Here is a 16,165-nt window from a genome sequence, read left to right as displayed (position 1 = left end):
CTTTTACCCCCCAACAACTCCCATAAACTCACGCCACTCGCCCTTGCTCATCCCTGACGTTTCCTGCGTGACCTTTTCCCCAGCCACCATCTTGCGGATACATTCCAACGCTTTGCCAGACAACGTGGCCCCGCCCAAGCGGTAGTCTTCGAAAGCTCCGTAGGCCGCTGGCACCCAGTCTTTGACCATTTCGCAGATCGCATCGGCGTAGACGCGGATTTCGTATTGGGCGTGTTTGTCCGCGCGCAGGCGCAGGAAGTGGAACAGGTTGTGCAGATCGACCTTCCAGTACCACTGGGTGTAGATGTTCGCCGGAAGGTTCATGCGGGCCAGTTCGCGCGCCAGCCCCTGTTGGCCTTCGTCAGAAATCATTTCTTCGTAGTGGTCATAGGCGCGGCCTGCATCGTCTTTCAAATACCGCAGCACGCGTTCGGCTTCTTCGCCCGTCAGCGCCTCACCACGGCCTTGGTTGTTCACGACAGATTGGGCGGCCAAATCCTCAGCGCGTGGGATATAAAACTCGCGATCAAGGATGGAATAGCGTGCGGAGTATTCGTTGACGTTGGCCGTGCGGTGCCTGATCCATTGGCGGGCCACAAACACAGGCAGTTTGACGTGGAGCTTAATCTCGCACATCTCGAACGGGGTGGAATGCCAGTGGCGCATCAAATAGCGGATCAGGCCTTCGTCGTTTTGCACCGATTTCGTGCCGCGCCCGTAGGACACGCGGGCGGCCTGACAGATCGCTTCGTCGTCGCCCATGTAATCAATGACGCGCACAAAACCGTGGTCGAGGACATCAACCGCTTTGTACAGATGCTTCTCCATCCCCGGCGACACCGCGCGCAACGTCGGCTGTGTGGCTTGGCGCAGTTCGTCGATTTCGGCCTGTTGTTCGGGGGTCACGGGCATGGGTCTGTCCTTTGTTTCGCGAGAATGTCGGAGGCGGTGATTCTGCCTAAAGTGATGGGATACACTATATCTACGCAAACTTGTGGCGAAAACCGCGATATCCAGTGGGATTTCACGTGAACCCCGCGTTGACTTGAGGCGCGCAATTTCCGACTATGGGCGCAACGACGCACAACCGCGCACATACAGTCTGGGACACGATGTCATGAGCAGAATTTTCACCGCCCTCGCGTTGGTCGCCTCTTTGGCCGCCTGCGATTCAGCCAATCCCTTTATGGCAACCGAAGAAGAAGACGCGGGCGACGCGCCGGTTATCGACGACGGTGAGGAAGTCACGACAGAAGGTATCCCCACGTCATTGGCCGACGATTTGCGGTCTGTCGCGTTTGATCCGACATTGGGGACGTTGTTCGTCGATCTGGCTGCTCTGGATCGTTCTGACACGGATATTCCGTTATCAGAATACACGCCAAACCCTGGCCTGGCGACGACGGAAATGTTGGCGCAGGGCTATCAAGTGTTCAGTTACCAAGACGACGCACTTGATCGTATGTTCGTGGCAATTGCCGCCCAAAGCTCCGATGGGTCCGTCGTTGGCGCTGTCGTGATGGACGGTGGCCAGTTCACCAAATTCTTTAGCGGCGGTTTTTACGCGACCGATGGCAACTACACACCTGGCAACCCTACAAATGATACGGGTCTGGTCAGCTACGCGGGTGTTTACGCCGGTTTGTCCAACCTTGATGGCGACGGCGCGGCTTTGCTTCCCCTCCCCGCTGATACAGATGACGCCATCAGGCCCGATCAGCCGGCACAGATTGTCGGCAATATCTTTATCAACGCGGATTTTCAGGACAACACGATCAACGGCGCGATCTATGAGCGGTCCTTTTCCAACCTCAGCGCGGGTCTAACGACGCTGCTTGGCGGCGTCGAACTGGATGATGTGTTTTTAATCCCGGCGACAATCACAACCGAAGGCACGTTCTTGGGCACCGTTGAAAACCCGGCACAAGAAAGCATTGGTGCGTATGGTGGCACGTTTGGTGGAACCGAGGCGGCAGGCGTTGCCGGTACGACCAACCTTGATGGGGACTGGATACCAGCGATTGATAACGAGATCGAGTTTGGCGTGTTTGTGCTGACCCAATGTGGCCAGACTGGTGAGGATGCTCTTTGTGACGCAATTCCGGTTAACCCAGACCCTTAAGCAGGCCTTAGCCTTTCTTTTTATCTGGTTAAGCTCCCCCTCTCTGTCACAAACGTTCGAACTGAGCCTCGAGGAGGGGCGCGTTGCGGCACGTCAAGCAGCCCTTCAGGGACAATTTGAGCTGGCACGTGATTTTGCGCTGGCGCTGACGGATGCAGATGCCGATGACCGCGACGCCCTTATTGTTCTGGCTGCCGTTCAGCCGAAATTGGGTGCTGCGCGCGATGGTCGCCGTGCCGGTGTGCGGGCGTTTCGATTGTCACAAACTGACGATGAACGCTACGAGGCCGCGCGCCTGACGGCCCTCGCGGCAGCAAACGAAGAACGATATACGCTCAGCCAAATCTGGCTGCGCCGGGCTGCGGTGAATGCACCGGATGAACGCGCGTTTCGCCAGACACAGCAGGATTACCGTGGCGTGCGAAACCTTAACCCGTGGTCGGTGCGGCTTGGATTTTCGATTACGCCATCCAGCAATGTGAACGGCGGAACGGATTCAGAATTCAATATTATTGACGGGGTCACGAACCCTGACGGGACACCCTTGGTCGGGGTTTTTAGCGGTGCCGCGCGCGCCCTGCCCGGTACCATCGGCGTGGCCGACGTCCGTTTGGCCTACGATGTGTCACGCAGCGCACAGCGGCGCACGACGCTGGGTGCCCGCGCCTACGCCCGGGCCGTTTGGCTGAACAATGAAGCACGCACAATTGCACCCGACAGCAGAAATTCGGATTTTGGATCGCAGATTCTGGAATTTTCACTGGATCACAGCCAACGGGCGGGCGTCGGAACTGTGTCAGCACAAGCCCTGATCGGCGCATCGTGGTTTGGCGGTGATCTAAGCCGCACGTATCTGCGCGGCCGATTGGGGTATGCGATTCCGGTGGGGGAACGGACGCGGCTGTCTGTGGTTGGCAGGCTTGAATCCATCGACCTCAACACGACATTCCCACGCACCAATCAGGACCGCAGCCTTAGCACAACGCTGACCCATTTTACCGACACAGGAAACCGGATCACGGCAGCCCTGTCGGTGTCGGGGCAATCGTCTGAACAACCCAATGAGCGTTTTGAATCCGTCACAGGCCAGATCACATACACCTGGGCCGATCCAATCGGCCCGATTGAGCTGTCCGTGGCCGCGGGCGTGTCTTTGGCCGACTATCGTGACTACACGATCCTTGTGCCCGTCCCTGGTGGGCGACAGGACACGCGGATTTTTGGTAGCATCAGCGCGGTTTTTCCGGGCATCGATTACGCGGGCTTCGTGCCCGTCGTCACATTGGGTGTGCAGGATACGCAAAGCAATGTCAGCCGGTTTCAACGGGATGAATATTCTCTCAATATTGGTGTGCGTTCCAGCTTCTGACACTGGTCGCCACCGCTGCGCGTGCTAGGCTCTCTCCCATCACCAAAGGAGAAAACATGCCCCTGAAATACCTACACACCATGGTGCGCGTCAAAGATCTCGACGCGTCGATCGCATTTTACAAACTTTTGGGAATGGTTGAACGCCGCCGCAGCGAAAGCGAAGGCGGGCGGTTTACGCTTGTGTTCATGTGCCCACCCGATGACGCCGACGGCCACAATGATGTGGAACTGACGTACAATTGGGACGGCGATGATGGCCTACCTTCAGACAGCCGCCACTTTGGCCACCTCGCCTATACATGCGACAATATTTATGAACTTTGCCAACACCTTATGGACAATGGCGTGACGATCAACCGCCCCCCGCGCGATGGGCATATGGCGTTCGTGCGCAGCCCTGACAATGTGTCGATCGAATTGTTGCAAGCAGGCGATGCCCTCGAAAAAGCGGAACCGTGGGCCAGCATGGACAACACAGGTTCTTGGTAAAAACATTAATCTTGGTGGCAGGTTTGACGATGTGGGGACACGGCGCGCAGGCCTGCCGCCTCGCTTTAGTGCTAGCGATGGATGTGTCCAGTTCGGTCGATGCGACCGAAGACGCGCTCCAGCGTGCGGGGCTTGCCGCCGCCCTGGTTGCCCCCTCTGTGCGCGATGCGTTTTTCGCCAGTGACGCCCCTGTCGCATTGGCTGTGTTTGAATGGTCGGGCCGCAATGATCAAAGACTGATCCAAGACTGGGTCTTGATCGAAAACGAAGCCACCTTGACGCAAGTGGCAACACAAATCGCAACAACACGCCGCATCGTTGCCGAACGTCCAACGGCCCTTGGTTATGCTTTGGGGTTTTCGGCGGGGTTGCTGGCAGTGGCACCCGATTGTGCAGCGCAGACCATCGATGTGTCTGGCGACGGTTTGAACAATGACGGGTTTGAACCCCGCCAAGCCTATGATGTCTTCGATCTAGACGGGGTGACAGTGAACGGCCTTGTCATTGAAGAACCCGATGATGCGGCATTTCGCGAAGGGCAGATCGATCTGCTGTCTTACTATGTACAAAACGTCATCCAAGGCCCCGCCGCGTTTGTTGAATTCGCAGACGGGTTTGAGGATTTTGCCCGCGCGATGGAGGCAAAGCTGATCCGCGAATTGGGCGTGTTGATGATTGGCCAAAATGCCGCTGTTTCAGACGAGCATGGCGGATGATCAGGGCCATTTCTTTCGCGGTTTTGTGTGCTTTTTCTATCGCATCGCCTGCATCGGCGCAAAACTGTCGACAAGCACTGGCGCTTGGCCTTGATGTGTCTGGGTCCGTTGATCGGCGTGAATACCGGTTACAATTGGACGGTTTGGCCGATGCGCTCGGTCATCCTGACGTTGTTGACGCCCTTTTGTCGCAAATGGATGCCCCCGTGCGGTCTGGCCATTTATGAATGGTCTGATCCCACAGACGCCCGCATTGTTCTTGACTGGACAGACGTCACCGACGAGGCACGCCTTCTTACCATTCAGTCCACATTGCGCAGCACCCAGCGCGCAGATATGGGGCCAAGCACAGGCCTTGGCGCGGCATTGCAAACCGGATTTGCCTTGCTTGAACGGCAACCGGACTGCTGGACGCGAACCCTAGACATTTCCGGCGATGGCAAAGGCAATACCGGCCAGCGCCCGCAAGACGTTACAGGTACCCCAAACGGTGTCACCGTCAACGGATTGGTCATCGGCGTGGACGATGGCAACTTCGGGCACGAACGCGACCTGCAAATAGGCGAATTGACCGCCTATTACACGGCCTATGTCATCCGCGGCCCCAACGCCTTTGTTGAAACGGCCCTCGGGTTTGAGGATTATGCCAATGCCATGCGACGCAAGCTGTTGCGCGAACTAACGACCCTCGCCATTGGGGAGCTTCAGTAGATATAACGGATCTGGTCGGTCCAATACCGTTCAACACGGCGCAGGGCGGTTGCAATTTCGTCCAAACCGTTCATATCCAACACGCCTTTATCCTGAAGCCCCGTTGCATGGCCCATGAACAAATCAGACACGACATCACGCACCGCACGGCCCTTTTCGGTTAAGCGGACACGCACTGAGCGGCGGTCAATTTCGCAGCGTTGATGGTGCATATAGCCCATATCAACCAGCTTTTTCAGGTTATAACTGACGTTGCTGCCTTGGTAGTAGCCACGCGATTTCAGCTCTCCGGCGGTGACTTCGTTGTCGCCGATGTTGAACAATAACAACGCCTGAACAGCGTTGATTTCCAGCACGCCAACACGTTCAAATTCGTCCTTGATGACGTCCAGCAAAAGACGATGAAGCCTTTCGACCAAGGTCAACGCATCCAGATACGTGGTGATAAATTCAGCCTCGGGGCCCGTTGGCGGGGCGCCGTGTGCTGTCGGTAGGGAATGAAGGCTCATCTTGATCTCCGTCGCCAATACATCTGCGACTCGGATGCCATGTGAACTGAAAACAATCCGTTAAATCGTATGAAATTTATCAATAACGCGCGTTAGGGCTTCGTAATTCCGACCGCACCTTCGCGGATCATGTCCATCAGTTCCACGTAATGGTCAGGTTCCGCAGTTTGAAGGCTAACCCATTGATATAAATCATGATCATTCTCTGACAGCAGCGCATCATATGTCGTCAATTGCGCCGCATCCAGTCCCGCCAAACGGGCCTTGGAAAAGGCCATTAAAATCAGATCCATTTCCTTAATACCGCGTCGGATCGACCGCATGTGCAGCCGTTTTCGCATCACATCCAGCGGTTCGGTCATGATTTTGCCATCGCCAACAGTCGTTTTTCCAGCCGCGCAAGACGATCCGTCGCCTGCGCCATCTGCGCACGCACAGCGCGCATATCTGTCAGTAGGTCAGTCATGTCACGGTTGATGGATTCTTCTTCGTCAGGGGCGGCGACGCCTTCGCCTTCGCCGGTCAAAAGCCAGCTTAGCGAAACACCCAGAATACCTGCCAGAATGCTCAGCCGGTTGGCGCGCGGCTCGCTCAGGTCTTCTTCCCAATTGCGCAAAGTTCCGGTTTTGATGCCGACCCGCTGCGCGAGCTCTTTTTGTGCCAGATGCGCGGCCTCGCGGGCGGCGGCAAGCCGATCACCGAAAGTTGCGGTTTCTTCGCTGTACCAATCGTTCGGGTCCGGGGCGTCTTGCATAAAAAAATCCTTTGCGATCATGGTTTCTTGCCAGCGTGTCTTGGGGTCCATATGACATGATTGAACGCAGTCTTCCAGACGAGGTCCGACATGTCCTTTCTTTCCGCGACACTTGATCGCGTCAAACCCTCCCCCACGGTTGCCGCAACCACTAAAGCGCAGGAACTCAAGGCGGCGGGGCGCGACATTATCGGGCTTGGCGCGGGGGAGCCTGATTTTGACACGCCCGCCAACATCAAAGCCGCAGGGATCGCTGCGATTGAGGCAGGAAAGACCAAATACACCGCCGTTGATGGTATTCCGGAGCTGAAAAAGGCGGTTTGCGCAAAGTTCGCGCGCGACAACGACCTGACGTATGTGCCCAATCAAGTCACCGTTGGCACGGGCGGCAAGCAAGTGTTGTACAACGCCTTTATGGCCACGTTAAATCCCGGTGACGAAGTCGTCATTCCGGCCCCCTACTGGGTCAGCTATCCTGACATGGTGCTTTTGGCGGGGGGCGAACCTGTGTTCATCCAAGCCCCGCTTGAGACAGGTTTCAAGATCACTGCCGACCAGCTTGAGGCGGCGATCACGCCCAAAACCAAATGGTTTCTGTTCAATTCCCCGTCCAACCCGACAGGCGCCGGATATTCACGAGATGAGTTAAAGGCGCTGACGGACGTGCTGGTGCGCCACCCGCATGTGTGGATTTTGACCGATGATATGTATGAACATCTTGCCTATGGCGATTTCAAGTTCTGCACACCCGCCCAAGTGGAACCCGCCCTGTATGACCGCACGTTGACCATGAACGGCGTGTCAAAGGCCTACGCGATGACCGGCTGGCGTATTGGCTATGCGGCCGGACCCAAGGCGCTGATTGACGCGATCCGCAAGGTCCAAAGCCAATCGACATCCAACCCCTGCACAATCAGCCAATGGGCCGCAATCGAAGCCTTGGAAGGGACGCAGGATTTCCTAGCGCCCAACAACGAGATGTTTATCCGCCGTCGTGATCTGGTCGTGGACATGTTGAACGCGGCGGACGGCATTGTCTGCCCAAAGCCCGAAGGCGCGTTTTACGTCTACCCCAATATTCAGGGATGCATCGGCAAGACGACCGCTGCAGGCACAAAAATCACCAATGACGAAGTGTTCACGAGCGCGCTGTTGAATGAAACAGGTGTTGCCGTGGTCTTTGGCGCGGCCTTCGGCCTCAGCCCGAATTTTCGCGTCAGCTACGCCACCTCGGACGAGGACTTGCGCGAGGCGTGCAATCGCATCCAGACCTTCTGCGCGGCCCTTCGCTAAGCGCTAGCCCCACGCCAGCGTGGCTGTTACACTTGGGGCAGAATTGTAATGAGGTGACGCATGGCCGGTGATCTTCCAGACTATTATTTCCGTGTCCGCGAAAACGGGGCTGCGGTGTTTCGCGTCGACACCGAAAACCGTCAGCGCCGCATCGAAATGGACCAGATCGCTGTCATCAATATCAAAAATGGCGAAGTAAAACCCCACGGCGATCGCCAGTTGTCCGACGAAGACATCGCGCAGATTGAAACTTGGATGGCAGAGCGTATGGCGCTGCTGGCCCAGCGCGATATTGATGACATCCACCGTGCCGTGGACTACCTCAACATCACCACCCAATGGGTCCAGTCCAAAGCCGCGGATGATCAGCTTGAAGATGTGACGGACGCGCTGCTTTTGGCCATGCACGACCTTCGCTCTATCCTTGTGCGCAAAAAGGCGGACCGCCTGATGAACGCACAAGACGCCGCCGAATAGCGCCGCCGATTTTCGAAGAAAATCGGCTACCCGCCCGCCGCAGGCGCAGGTGATCGGGCAATGTGGACAGACCGCCCCCAGAAACGCTGGTTCAACAACACCGCCGCAACACCCAAACCGACCGTCAGCCCAAGCCAAAGACCGACCGGCCCCCAGCCAAGCGCAAACGCCATCGCGTAGCTCGCCGGGATTCCGATCACCCAATAACTGACGCAGGCCAGCCACATGGGCACGCCCGTGTCCTGTACACCGCGCAACACGGACAGCGCGACAATTTGGACGGCGTCCACGAACTGGAACAACGCCGACAACATGATCAGCACGATTCCCAGCGCCAAAACCGCATCACGGGCCGGGTCGTCCGGGTCAATGAACAAGCCGACAAACACTCCGGGCATGGTCAAGAACAACACAATAACCAGAACCCCAAAGCTGAGCGATACGGCGTATGCTGCTTTGGCGCCGCGGCGCAATTCGGCCTCGTTGCGCGCGCCAAACTGGCGGCTGGCGCGGATCGTCGCAGCCTCTGACATACCAACGTGGAACATGAACATGAACGCAGTTAGCTGCATTCCGATACCGTGCGCGGCGAGCTCAATTTCCCCGATCCAGCCCATCATCACCGACGACGCCACGAACAAGCCCCCTTCAGCGAACGATGTCAGACCGATGGGTAGGCCTAGGCGAAACACTTGCGCAATCGCCTCGTTGTCGGATTTCCAGATACGGCGGAACAGCTCTGCCTCGGGCTTTTTCCATTGCACGTAAATCATCAGGGCGATCATCTGAACGATCTGGATCACCACAGAAGCAACCGCAGCCCCTTCGATGCCCAGTTCAGGCGCACCGAGGTTGCCGAAAATAAGTGCGTAATTCACCACGGCATTCGCCACCAGCGCAACCAACGTGATCCAAAGCTGGATCGCCGTCAGTTCCATCGCACCAAGATAGGACCGCATCACCTGCGCCCCCATGGCCGGAAACATTCCTAACACAGCGATGCGCAAATACAGCCCGCCTTGCGCTGCGACGGCGGGTTCTTGGCCAATCGCCAAAAGCACCGCCTCCCCGTACATAAATGGCACAATCAGCAGCGCGGAATAGATCGCGGACAGCCACAACGCCATGCGGGTGACGCGGCGCGCGCTGGTTTCATCGCCAAGCTCAGCAGCTTCTGCGACCAAAGGTGTCACCGCGCGACCAAACCCCGCGCCGATGATAAAGGTGATAAACCACAGCCCTGTCGCAACAGTGGCGGCGGCCAAAGACGTGACCGAATACCACCCCAGCATGATCGTATCCGTCATATGGATCGAAAATCCGGCGACATTGGCCCCGACCAGAGGCAGGCCAAGTTTCAACAACCGCTTGGTGTGTTCGCGATATGAGAGAGTCTGGGTCATACCAAACGACTAGGCCTAAAGCGCAAACAGGTCCAGCGCTGTGGCGCGTTTGGCACGGCGCGGATCAGTGATAAGATCACCCAAAAGCAGGAGCCCAGATGTTCGATACCTTGATCAAAGACGCCCAGACCTTCCTGCGCGCATTGGCGCAAGACAATACGCGCGATTGGTTCTTGGACCATAAGTCCGAGTATGACGCGAAACTGCGTGATCCCGCCAAAGCGCTGCTTGACGAGCTTGCGCCGCATCTGTCGCGCGTCACGGGGTATCCGGTGACGACAAAGCTGTTTCGCGCCCATCGTGACGTTCGATTTTCAAAGGACAAGACGCCCTATAATACGCATCTTCATATGATGTGGGGCGTGCAGACGGGCACCCGCCAGGATCCTGCTTTGTTCTTTGGCATCAACCCGTCGCAGGTCACGGTTGCGACCGGAATGATGGAGTTTTCCAAAGACGTGCTGGGCGATTGGCGCAAAGTCGTCGATCTGGATGGCGCATATGTGTCGGACAAAATCGAAACAGCGGCGCAGCATGGATACGCCCCTTGGGAGCCTAAGCTGAAACGCGTGCCGCCCCCTTTTGGCAAAGATCATCCCATGGCGAATTGTTGCGTCACAAAGGATTGGTCATCGCGGGCCACCCGGATCTTGCAGGCGATCTGGTGGGTGCTTTACGAAAAGAATTTGCCAAGATCTGGCCCGTGTCCGACATGCTGGTCGGCGTCGCGGAAACCCCCACATTGTAGAATACGCCTGCGGCGGGCGGGGGCCAAAATCCTGCGGATTTTGGCCGGACCCTAAGTGACACTGTGGTTGGGGCGGTTCAGAGAACCTGATCCGCAACATCAGTGAATGTCTTAAGCGTTACGTCCGGTGTTCGCAGTTTGTCGATCCCGAACAGGCCGATGCGAAACGTGCGAAAATCTGCGGGTTCGTCCACAGCCAACGGAACACCCGCGGCGATCTGCATTCCAGCCCCTGCAAACTTTGACCCGTTCTGAATGTCAGGATCATCGGTGTAACACACCACCACGCCCGGTGCGCCAAAACCATCTGCCGCGACAGATTTGAACCCCTTTTCGGCGAAATATTTGCGGACACCATCCCCAAGATACCACTGTGCATCGCGCAGCGCGTCAAACCCGAAGGCCGCGCTTTCGACCATCGTGTCGCGGAAATCACGCAACGCATCCGTGGGCATTGTGGCATGGTACGCGTGACCGTCGCCCAAATACGCCTCCATAATCTGGCGCCATTTTTTCAGATCGACGGTAAAGCTGTTGGATGTTGTCGTTTCCAGACGTTCGAGCGCGCGCGCCGACATCATCACGAGGCCGGCTGACGGGCTGCTGGACCACCCCTTTTGCGGCGCAGAAATCAACACATCAACGCCTGTTGCCTTCATATCAACCCACGCGCAGCCGGACGCGATGCAATCCAGCACCAACAACGCCCCGACGTCATGGGCGGCTTCGGCCAGTGCCGTAATGTAGTCATCAGGCAGAATGATTCCGGCGCTGGTTTCCACGTGCGGCGCAAAGACAACGTCTGGTTTCGCGTCACGGATTGCGGCCGTCACTTCGTCAATCGGGGCCGGCGCAAAGGGGGCACGGCTGTCGTTTCCAGTTTGGCGCGCTTTGTGCACCGTCGTTTTCGCGGTGAAGTCACCTGCGTCGAAAATCTGGCTCCACCGGTATGAAAACCAACCGTTGCGCACGATCATTGTGTGGGCCGCGCCGCCAAACTGGCGCGCGACAGCCTCCATCGCGTAGGTGCCCCCACCGGGAACAATTGCCACACCATCCGCGCCGTAGACATCACACAAAAGCGCGTCGAGGTCTTTCATCACGCCCTGAAACGCCTTGGACATATGGTTGAGGGAACGGTCGGTAAACACGACAGAAAATTCCATCAATCCATTGGGATCAACGGGCGTACGCAGTGATTTGGTCGACATAGCAGATTTCCTTATTCGGTCCGCAAATGTTTAGTGCCCGACGCCTAAAGGAGCAAAGTCTATTTTCACACAGGATCGCCCTGCGCTGCCGAACAAAAGAAATCCCCTAATCAAGAAGCGCGCATCTGTTCCACTGCGCCACGTTGGGGCCAATCGACCACCGTCCGGTTTCGCCCCTTTTGTTTGGCGAGGTAAAGACAGTCGTCGGCGCGTTTGATGGCTTCGTCGACATGTTCCAACCGGTCCTTCAGCGATCCTCCGACCGAGACGGTCACCTTGATATCGCCCGCATCCGTGCGTGTCGTCGCGACCTGTATGCAATGGCGGATGCGTTCAGCAATGACCCATCCTTCCTCAGCCGTGGCATTCTGCAAAAACACGATAAATTCTTCGCCACCAAAACGGCACACGATATCTACGTCACGGATTTGCGCCCGCAAAATCTGGGCAACGGCATGAATAACGTCATCCCCCGCAAGGTGCCCGTGGGTGTCATTGACCTGTTTGAAATTGTCGATATCGATCATCAGCGACACACCATAGGCGTTGGGGAATTCAGTCAGGCGCGCAAAGAAAAAGTCGCGGGTCGCAACGTCCGTTAAACGATCACGGTCAACAAGGGCCTGAAGTTGCAGGCTCATCATTGCTTTTTCCTTCATTTGCCGCCCGATCCATAGGCAAATCGGCATCGTCACTACGCCAACGATGATCGCAGTTCCCTTCATGGTGACCGGTAAAATCAGGGCTGGGAAAAGCAGCAGATTCAACGCCTCTGAAACGACGAGCGCGAAAATCGTTATAGAGATTGAAAATACCCAGATCTTTCGGTTCGTATCAATCAACATGAATGCACCTTCTGCCTTAGGCCGGTGCTTAGTGAAAATATCTGAAGAAACCCTGAATACCGGTGCGCTAAATAGGCCCGGGCCTGCGTTCTTCGCTTAACAATACGTTTGCTTCGACGTCACCGACGCCGGGCAACGTCATGACGCGGCGGCGCAAGACCCGTTCGAAATCGGCCAGATCACGGGCGACAACGCGCAGGCGATAATCATAGAGCCCCAGCACATGTTCCACCAATTGCACCTCGGGGATGGCCGTTACGGCGCGTTCGAAATCATCCAGAGAAACCCGCCCCTTGGTCGCCAGTTTAACGCCAAGAAACACCGTAACCCCGAACCCCAGCGCTTGTGCGTTCAGACTGACGCGCTGTCCCGCCAACACGCCGTCATCGCGCAATCGTTTGATGCGTCGCCACGTGGCGGGTTGGCTTAACCCGATGCGCCCGCCGAGTGCTGCGGCCGTTTGGGTGGCATCACGACTAAGCGCCGCCAAAATCGCACGATCCGTGTCATCCAACATCATAACGGCAGGCTTTCGTCATTGTGCAGTGTCGCGACGGTCATCAAAGCCTCAATATCGGCCATATGTGGCAGGGCGAGGATTTGGTCACGATAGATGTTTTGATAGTGCGCCATATCGCGGGCGATCACGCTGAGCCGCACATCGACGCGGCCCAGAAATGTCTGAATTTCAGTGACTTCTGCAATGCCGCGCGCGGCATCAATAAAATCATCAAAGGCCCTCGTTTGTGTTTTATCCAGCGTGATGCGAAGTGACACACCCACCGCATACCCCAGCGCAGCCCAGTTAATCACAGCGTGCTGCCCCTTAAGAATCCCCTGTTCCTGAAGACGCCCCAACCGCCGCGCGGCCTTCAGCGCGGACACACCCGCGCGCGCGCCAAGTTCAGCGGCCGTAAGTGTTGGTTCGGCCTGCAACTGGCGCAAAAGGCGGCGATCGATGTCATCTAACATGAAAATCTCACTATTTATTAAATTGACGCATAACAAATTCGATCTTTGTGCGAAATAGGCACTTTCACCCCTCGCCCACGCCCATCACCTGCGCCATAAGCACGCCAATGCAACCCAACAAAGGATAAACCCATGCGCGTTTATTATGACCGTGACTGCGATGTGAACCTGATCAAGGACAAAAAAGTCGCCATTCTCGGCTACGGCTCACAGGGCCACGCCCACGCTTTGAACCTGCGCGACAGCGGCGCGAAAAACCTTGTCGTCGCTCTGCGCGAAGGCTCCCCGTCCCAGAAGAAAGCGGAAGGCGAAGGCCTTAAGGTTATGGGCATCGCAGAAGCCGCTGCTTGGTGTGACGTGATCATGTTCACGATGCCGGACGAGCTTCAGGCAGAGACATACAAGAAATACGTTCACGACAACATCAAGCCGGGTGCTGCGATTGCGTTCGCCCACGGCCTGAACGTCCACTTCGGTTTGATTGAGCCCAAAGAAGGCGTCGACGTCATCATGATGGCACCCAAAGGCCCCGGCCACACGGTGCGCGGCGAATACACCAAAGGCGGCGGCGTGCCTTGCCTGATCGCAGTCGACAAAGACGCATCCGGAAAGGCGCACGAAATCGGTCTGTCTTATTGCTCCGCCATCGGTGGCGGTCGTTCCGGCATCATCGAAACCAACTTCCGTCAGGAATGCGAAACCGACCTGTTCGGCGAACAGGCTGTTCTGTGTGGCGGTATCGTTGAGTTGATCCGCATGGGCTTTGAGACGCTGGTCGAGGCTGGCTATGAGCCTGAGATGGCATATTTCGAATGCCTGCACGAAACAAAGCTGATCGTGGATCTTATCTATGAAGGCGGCATCGCGAACATGGATTACTCGATCTCCAACACAGCTGAATACGGCCAGTACGTGTCCGGCCCGCGCATCCTGCCATACGTCGAAACAAAGGCCCGCATGAAGGCGGTTCTGGACGACATCCAGTCCGGCAAATTCGTGCGTGACTTCATGCTTGAAAACGCAGTCGGCCAGCCAACAATCAAAGCGTCCCGTCGTTCCAACGATGAGCACGAGATCGAATTGGTCGGTGGCAAGCTGCGCGATATGATGCCTTGGATTTCCGACGGCAAGATGGTCGACAAGTCCAAGAACTAAGTTATTTTGGTCAAATCTAAATGAAAGAGGCGCCTTAACCGGCGCCTCTTTTCTTTTGGGCGCCATAGTTCTTTCTTGGGCGTGCCATATTGTTCTGCTTTCTCTGGATGCACCCTCTGCTTCGGAGTCTATGGCTATGCGAATTTCAATTTTTGACGGAATACGTGGGTTTTTCCTCATCAGTATGACCATGGGCCATTTGTCTTTCGTTGCGCCATCGATGATCGGCCGCAACTTGCATCACACCTCCGGCTTCATTGATGCCGCACAGGGTTTCGTCGCGTTTTCCGGCCTCATCATCGGTTTGGTCTACGGCAAGCGTTTGTTGTCACGCGGAGAGGCTGAAATGCGCCGCGCGATGACGGGCCGTGTGCTGATGCTCCTGCGGTGGAGCATCGCCCTTTGCGTGGCCTTCGTCATCACCATTCCATTGCTGCCAAATCTTCCCGCGTTCTTAACGTCCCCCCTTGGGGAGGCGCCTATTCTGGCGGGTGTTCTGGCAATCGCGCAGCTGACGCCAATTTGGGGCATCGATATCCTTGCCCTGTATATCGTGTTTATGCTGCTTACGCCGGCTGTGCTGATCGCCCTTCACAAGGGGCGTTGGCGGGCTGTTGCGCTGTGCAGTTTCGGGTTCTGGGTGCTTGCCCAGACCGGGCTTTCGACCGTTTGGATGCAAATGGCATCGACGTTTATCGGCCTAGATGAATTCAGTCTGCAACTGGGCGCCTACCTCAACCGTCTGGGCTGGCAGGTCTTGTATTTCGGTGGCTTGGCTGTCGGGTTCTACATGGCGCAAGATCGGCTTGATGTTTCGTTCATGCGCACTCGGGCGGCGCTGCACCTTTTGTGGCCCAGCCTTGCCCTGATTGGCGTGTTCTACGTCAGCAAAATCATTATTTCACAGGGACCATCTGAATGGGGCGACCTGTTTGAAATCGCCGCGCTGAGCTTTGACCGCTTGGACATGAGCGCATCGCGCATCCTTGTGTTCATGGCCTATCTATATGTCGGAGCCTGGGTCTTAATCGCGGGGCCACAATCAAGGTTCCCCGCAATTGCGGCATCCGCACGCGGCCTTTTGCAGGTGTTGAACAGTCCAGCCTTGGTGTTTCTTGGCCAGCACGCGTTGCAGGTTTTTGCGTGGCAGGCAGCCCTTGTTTACCTTTTCGCTGCGTTTATCTCGCCACACCTCATTGGTGAATACCTGTTGTTCAGCGAAGGGGCGGTCGTTCTTGCGACACTCACAATCTTCATTCCCGCCGCGCTCAATTCCCGTTTTCAAGCACTGCGGAAACGACAGAAATTTGTGCCGCAGTTCCAATAGTGAACAAGACGCGATGCGGGCGTTTGTTCATGTCTTTGGGCCCTTTGAACGCCGACTAATTT

20 protein-coding genes are annotated in these 16,165 nt (G+C 56.5%); 11 read left to right on the top strand and 9 right to left on the bottom strand.

The window, feature by feature from the left end; all coding sequences use genetic code 11:
- Positions 1 to 3: 3 nt before the first annotated feature.
- On the bottom strand, positions 4 to 912 hold the full coding sequence (gene thyX / locus L0664_RS03375) for an FAD-dependent thymidylate synthase (RefSeq protein WP_235224213.1): 909 nt from the start codon (positions 910 to 912) through the stop codon (positions 4 to 6).
- A gap of 205 nt (positions 913 to 1,117) precedes the next feature.
- On the opposite strand from thyX, the gene L0664_RS03370 reads away from it, so the two are divergent.
- The 6 genes from L0664_RS03370 to L0664_RS03350 are packed head-to-tail and all read left to right on the top strand — an operon-like array spanning position 1,118 to position 5,409.
- Positions 1,118 to 2,122 (top strand): thymidylate synthase, encoded by a 1,005-nt coding sequence (locus L0664_RS03370; RefSeq protein ID WP_235224212.1) that lies wholly within the window; start codon positions 1,118 to 1,120, stop codon positions 2,120 to 2,122.
- Entirely contained in the window at positions 2,091 to 3,491 is a 1,401-nt protein-coding gene (locus L0664_RS03365; protein ID WP_235224211.1) for a hypothetical protein, read from the top strand. Before L0664_RS03370 ends, L0664_RS03365 begins: the two co-directional genes overlap by 32 nt.
- Positions 3,492 to 3,547: 56 nt before the next feature.
- Positions 3,548 to 3,982 carry a VOC family protein gene (locus L0664_RS03360; protein WP_235224210.1) on the top strand — a complete coding sequence of 145 codons (435 nt, stop codon included), beginning with the start codon at positions 3,548 to 3,550 and terminating at the stop codon, positions 3,980 to 3,982.
- A 29-nt stretch (positions 3,983 to 4,011) separates the two neighbouring features.
- The gene (locus tag L0664_RS03355; protein WP_235224886.1) at positions 4,012 to 4,698 is read left to right on the top strand and encodes a DUF1194 domain-containing protein; all 687 of its coding nucleotides are present in this window, start codon (positions 4,012 to 4,014) and stop codon (positions 4,696 to 4,698) included.
- Entirely contained in the window at positions 4,695 to 4,925 is a 231-nt protein-coding gene (locus tag L0664_RS18620) for a DUF1194 domain-containing protein (RefSeq protein ID WP_336247087.1), read from the top strand. Before L0664_RS03355 ends, L0664_RS18620 begins: the two co-directional genes overlap by 4 nt.
- Complete coding sequence (locus L0664_RS03350; protein WP_336247086.1) at positions 4,897 to 5,409, top strand: DUF1194 domain-containing protein; 513 nt, start codon at positions 4,897 to 4,899, stop codon at positions 5,407 to 5,409. The genes L0664_RS18620 and L0664_RS03350 overlap by 29 nt, the downstream gene beginning before the upstream one ends.
- Here the strand turns inward: L0664_RS03350 and L0664_RS03345 are convergent.
- From L0664_RS03345 to L0664_RS03335, 3 genes are all read right to left on the bottom strand, one after another.
- Positions 5,403 to 5,918: a MarR family winged helix-turn-helix transcriptional regulator gene (locus L0664_RS03345; protein ID WP_235224209.1), complete on the bottom strand. Its 516-nt coding sequence runs from the start codon at positions 5,916 to 5,918 to the stop codon at positions 5,403 to 5,405. The genes L0664_RS03350 and L0664_RS03345 overlap by 7 nt on opposite strands.
- A gap of 92 nt (positions 5,919 to 6,010) precedes the next feature.
- Entirely contained in the window at positions 6,011 to 6,280 is a 270-nt protein-coding gene (locus L0664_RS03340; protein ID WP_235224208.1) for a succinate dehydrogenase assembly factor 2, read from the bottom strand.
- Positions 6,277 to 6,672, bottom strand: coding sequence for a helix-turn-helix domain-containing protein (locus L0664_RS03335; RefSeq protein ID WP_235224207.1), 396 nt, complete (start codon positions 6,670 to 6,672; stop codon positions 6,277 to 6,279). Before L0664_RS03335 ends, L0664_RS03340 begins: the two co-directional genes overlap by 4 nt.
- 90 nt (positions 6,673 to 6,762) lie before the next feature.
- Here L0664_RS03335 and L0664_RS03330 point away from each other — a divergent pair, with 90 nt between their 5' ends.
- The gene (locus L0664_RS03330; protein WP_235224206.1) at positions 6,763 to 7,965 is read left to right on the top strand and encodes a pyridoxal phosphate-dependent aminotransferase; all 1,203 of its coding nucleotides are present in this window, start codon (positions 6,763 to 6,765) and stop codon (positions 7,963 to 7,965) included.
- Positions 7,966 to 8,025: 60 nt separating this feature from the next.
- On the top strand, positions 8,026 to 8,442 hold the full coding sequence (locus L0664_RS03325) for a hypothetical protein (protein WP_235224205.1): 417 nt from the start codon (positions 8,026 to 8,028) through the stop codon (positions 8,440 to 8,442).
- 26 nt (positions 8,443 to 8,468) lie between these two features.
- On the opposite strand, the gene L0664_RS03320 is transcribed toward L0664_RS03325, so the two are convergent.
- A complete protein-coding gene (locus L0664_RS03320) occupies positions 8,469 to 9,845 on the bottom strand; it encodes an MATE family efflux transporter (RefSeq protein WP_235224204.1) in 1,377 nt (458 codons plus the stop codon).
- Between the two features lie 98 nt (positions 9,846 to 9,943).
- On the opposite strand from L0664_RS03320, the gene L0664_RS03315 reads away from it, so the two are divergent.
- Entirely contained in the window at positions 9,944 to 10,648 is a 705-nt protein-coding gene (locus L0664_RS03315; protein WP_235224203.1) for a TIGR02453 family protein, read from the top strand.
- A gap of 22 nt (positions 10,649 to 10,670) precedes the next feature.
- On the opposite strand, the gene L0664_RS03310 is transcribed toward L0664_RS03315, so the two are convergent.
- The 4 genes from L0664_RS03310 to L0664_RS03295 all read right to left on the bottom strand — a co-directional run bounded on the left by L0664_RS03310 (position 10,671) and on the right by L0664_RS03295 (position 13,621).
- Positions 10,671 to 11,804, bottom strand: a complete 1,134-nt coding sequence (locus L0664_RS03310) for an aminotransferase class V-fold PLP-dependent enzyme (RefSeq protein ID WP_235224202.1) — start codon at positions 11,802 to 11,804, stop codon at positions 10,671 to 10,673.
- Positions 11,805 to 11,914: 110 nt separating this feature from the next.
- The gene (locus L0664_RS03305; RefSeq protein WP_235224201.1) at positions 11,915 to 12,649 is read right to left on the bottom strand and encodes a GGDEF domain-containing protein; all 735 of its coding nucleotides are present in this window, start codon (positions 12,647 to 12,649) and stop codon (positions 11,915 to 11,917) included.
- Between the two features lie 67 nt (positions 12,650 to 12,716).
- Entirely contained in the window at positions 12,717 to 13,169 is a 453-nt protein-coding gene (locus L0664_RS03300) for an Lrp/AsnC family transcriptional regulator (RefSeq protein ID WP_235224200.1), read from the bottom strand.
- Complete coding sequence (locus tag L0664_RS03295) at positions 13,166 to 13,621, bottom strand: Lrp/AsnC family transcriptional regulator (protein WP_235224199.1); 456 nt, start codon at positions 13,619 to 13,621, stop codon at positions 13,166 to 13,168. Before L0664_RS03295 ends, L0664_RS03300 begins: the two co-directional genes overlap by 4 nt.
- Positions 13,622 to 13,753: 132 nt before the next feature.
- On the opposite strand from L0664_RS03295, the gene ilvC reads away from it, so the two are divergent.
- Together ilvC and opgC are read left to right on the top strand one after the other, a co-directional pair.
- Positions 13,754 to 14,776: a ketol-acid reductoisomerase gene (gene ilvC, locus L0664_RS03290; RefSeq protein ID WP_235224198.1), complete on the top strand. Its 1,023-nt coding sequence runs from the start codon at positions 13,754 to 13,756 to the stop codon at positions 14,774 to 14,776.
- Positions 14,777 to 14,906: 130 nt separating this feature from the next.
- Positions 14,907 to 16,103, top strand: coding sequence for an OpgC domain-containing protein (gene opgC / locus L0664_RS03285; protein ID WP_336247085.1), 1,197 nt, complete (start codon positions 14,907 to 14,909; stop codon positions 16,101 to 16,103).
- Positions 16,104 to 16,165 lie beyond the last annotated feature (62 nt).

The sequence above is a fragment of the Octadecabacter dasysiphoniae genome (genome assembly GCF_021532615.1).
Lineage (GTDB): Bacteria > Pseudomonadota > Alphaproteobacteria > Rhodobacterales > Rhodobacteraceae > Octadecabacter > Octadecabacter dasysiphoniae.
Note: the sequence above shows the minus strand (reverse complement) of the source record. Positions and strands in the feature narration are given on the sequence as shown.

Bases quoted from the DNA above. Each gene is read 5' to 3' on its own strand.
- L0664_RS03295 (WP_235224199.1), bottom strand. From the start codon at position 13,621: ATGTTAGATGACATCGATCGCCGCCTTTTGCGCCAGTTGCAGGCCGAA.
- L0664_RS03360 (WP_235224210.1), top strand. From the start codon at position 3,548: ATGCCCCTGAAATACCTACACACCATGGTGCGCGTCAAAGATCTCGAC.
- L0664_RS18620 (WP_336247087.1), top strand. From the start codon at position 4,695: ATGATCAGGGCCATTTCTTTCGCGGTTTTGTGTGCTTTTTCTATCGCA.
- thyX (WP_235224213.1), bottom strand. From the start codon at position 912: ATGCCCGTGACCCCCGAACAACAGGCCGAAATCGACGAACTGCGCCAA.
- L0664_RS03330 (WP_235224206.1), top strand. From the start codon at position 6,763: ATGTCCTTTCTTTCCGCGACACTTGATCGCGTCAAACCCTCCCCCACG.
- L0664_RS03335 (WP_235224207.1), bottom strand. From the start codon at position 6,672: ATGCAAGACGCCCCGGACCCGAACGATTGGTACAGCGAAGAAACCGCA.
- L0664_RS03305 (WP_235224201.1), bottom strand. From the start codon at position 12,649: ATGTTGATTGATACGAACCGAAAGATCTGGGTATTTTCAATCTCTATA.
- L0664_RS03315 (WP_235224203.1), top strand. From the start codon at position 9,944: ATGTTCGATACCTTGATCAAAGACGCCCAGACCTTCCTGCGCGCATTG.
- L0664_RS03325 (WP_235224205.1), top strand. From the start codon at position 8,026: ATGGCCGGTGATCTTCCAGACTATTATTTCCGTGTCCGCGAAAACGGG.
- L0664_RS03345 (WP_235224209.1), bottom strand. From the start codon at position 5,918: ATGAGCCTTCATTCCCTACCGACAGCACACGGCGCCCCGCCAACGGGC.
- L0664_RS03355 (WP_235224886.1), top strand. From the start codon at position 4,012: ATGTGGGGACACGGCGCGCAGGCCTGCCGCCTCGCTTTAGTGCTAGCG.
- L0664_RS03310 (WP_235224202.1), bottom strand. From the start codon at position 11,804: ATGTCGACCAAATCACTGCGTACGCCCGTTGATCCCAATGGATTGATG.
- ilvC (WP_235224198.1), top strand. From the start codon at position 13,754: ATGCGCGTTTATTATGACCGTGACTGCGATGTGAACCTGATCAAGGAC.
- L0664_RS03320 (WP_235224204.1), bottom strand. From the start codon at position 9,845: ATGACCCAGACTCTCTCATATCGCGAACACACCAAGCGGTTGTTGAAA.
- L0664_RS03340 (WP_235224208.1), bottom strand. From the start codon at position 6,280: ATGACCGAACCGCTGGATGTGATGCGAAAACGGCTGCACATGCGGTCG.
- L0664_RS03370 (WP_235224212.1), top strand. From the start codon at position 1,118: ATGAGCAGAATTTTCACCGCCCTCGCGTTGGTCGCCTCTTTGGCCGCC.
- L0664_RS03350 (WP_336247086.1), top strand. From the start codon at position 4,897: ATGCCCCCGTGCGGTCTGGCCATTTATGAATGGTCTGATCCCACAGAC.
- opgC (WP_336247085.1), top strand. From the start codon at position 14,907: ATGGCTATGCGAATTTCAATTTTTGACGGAATACGTGGGTTTTTCCTC.
- L0664_RS03300 (WP_235224200.1), bottom strand. From the start codon at position 13,169: ATGATGTTGGATGACACGGATCGTGCGATTTTGGCGGCGCTTAGTCGT.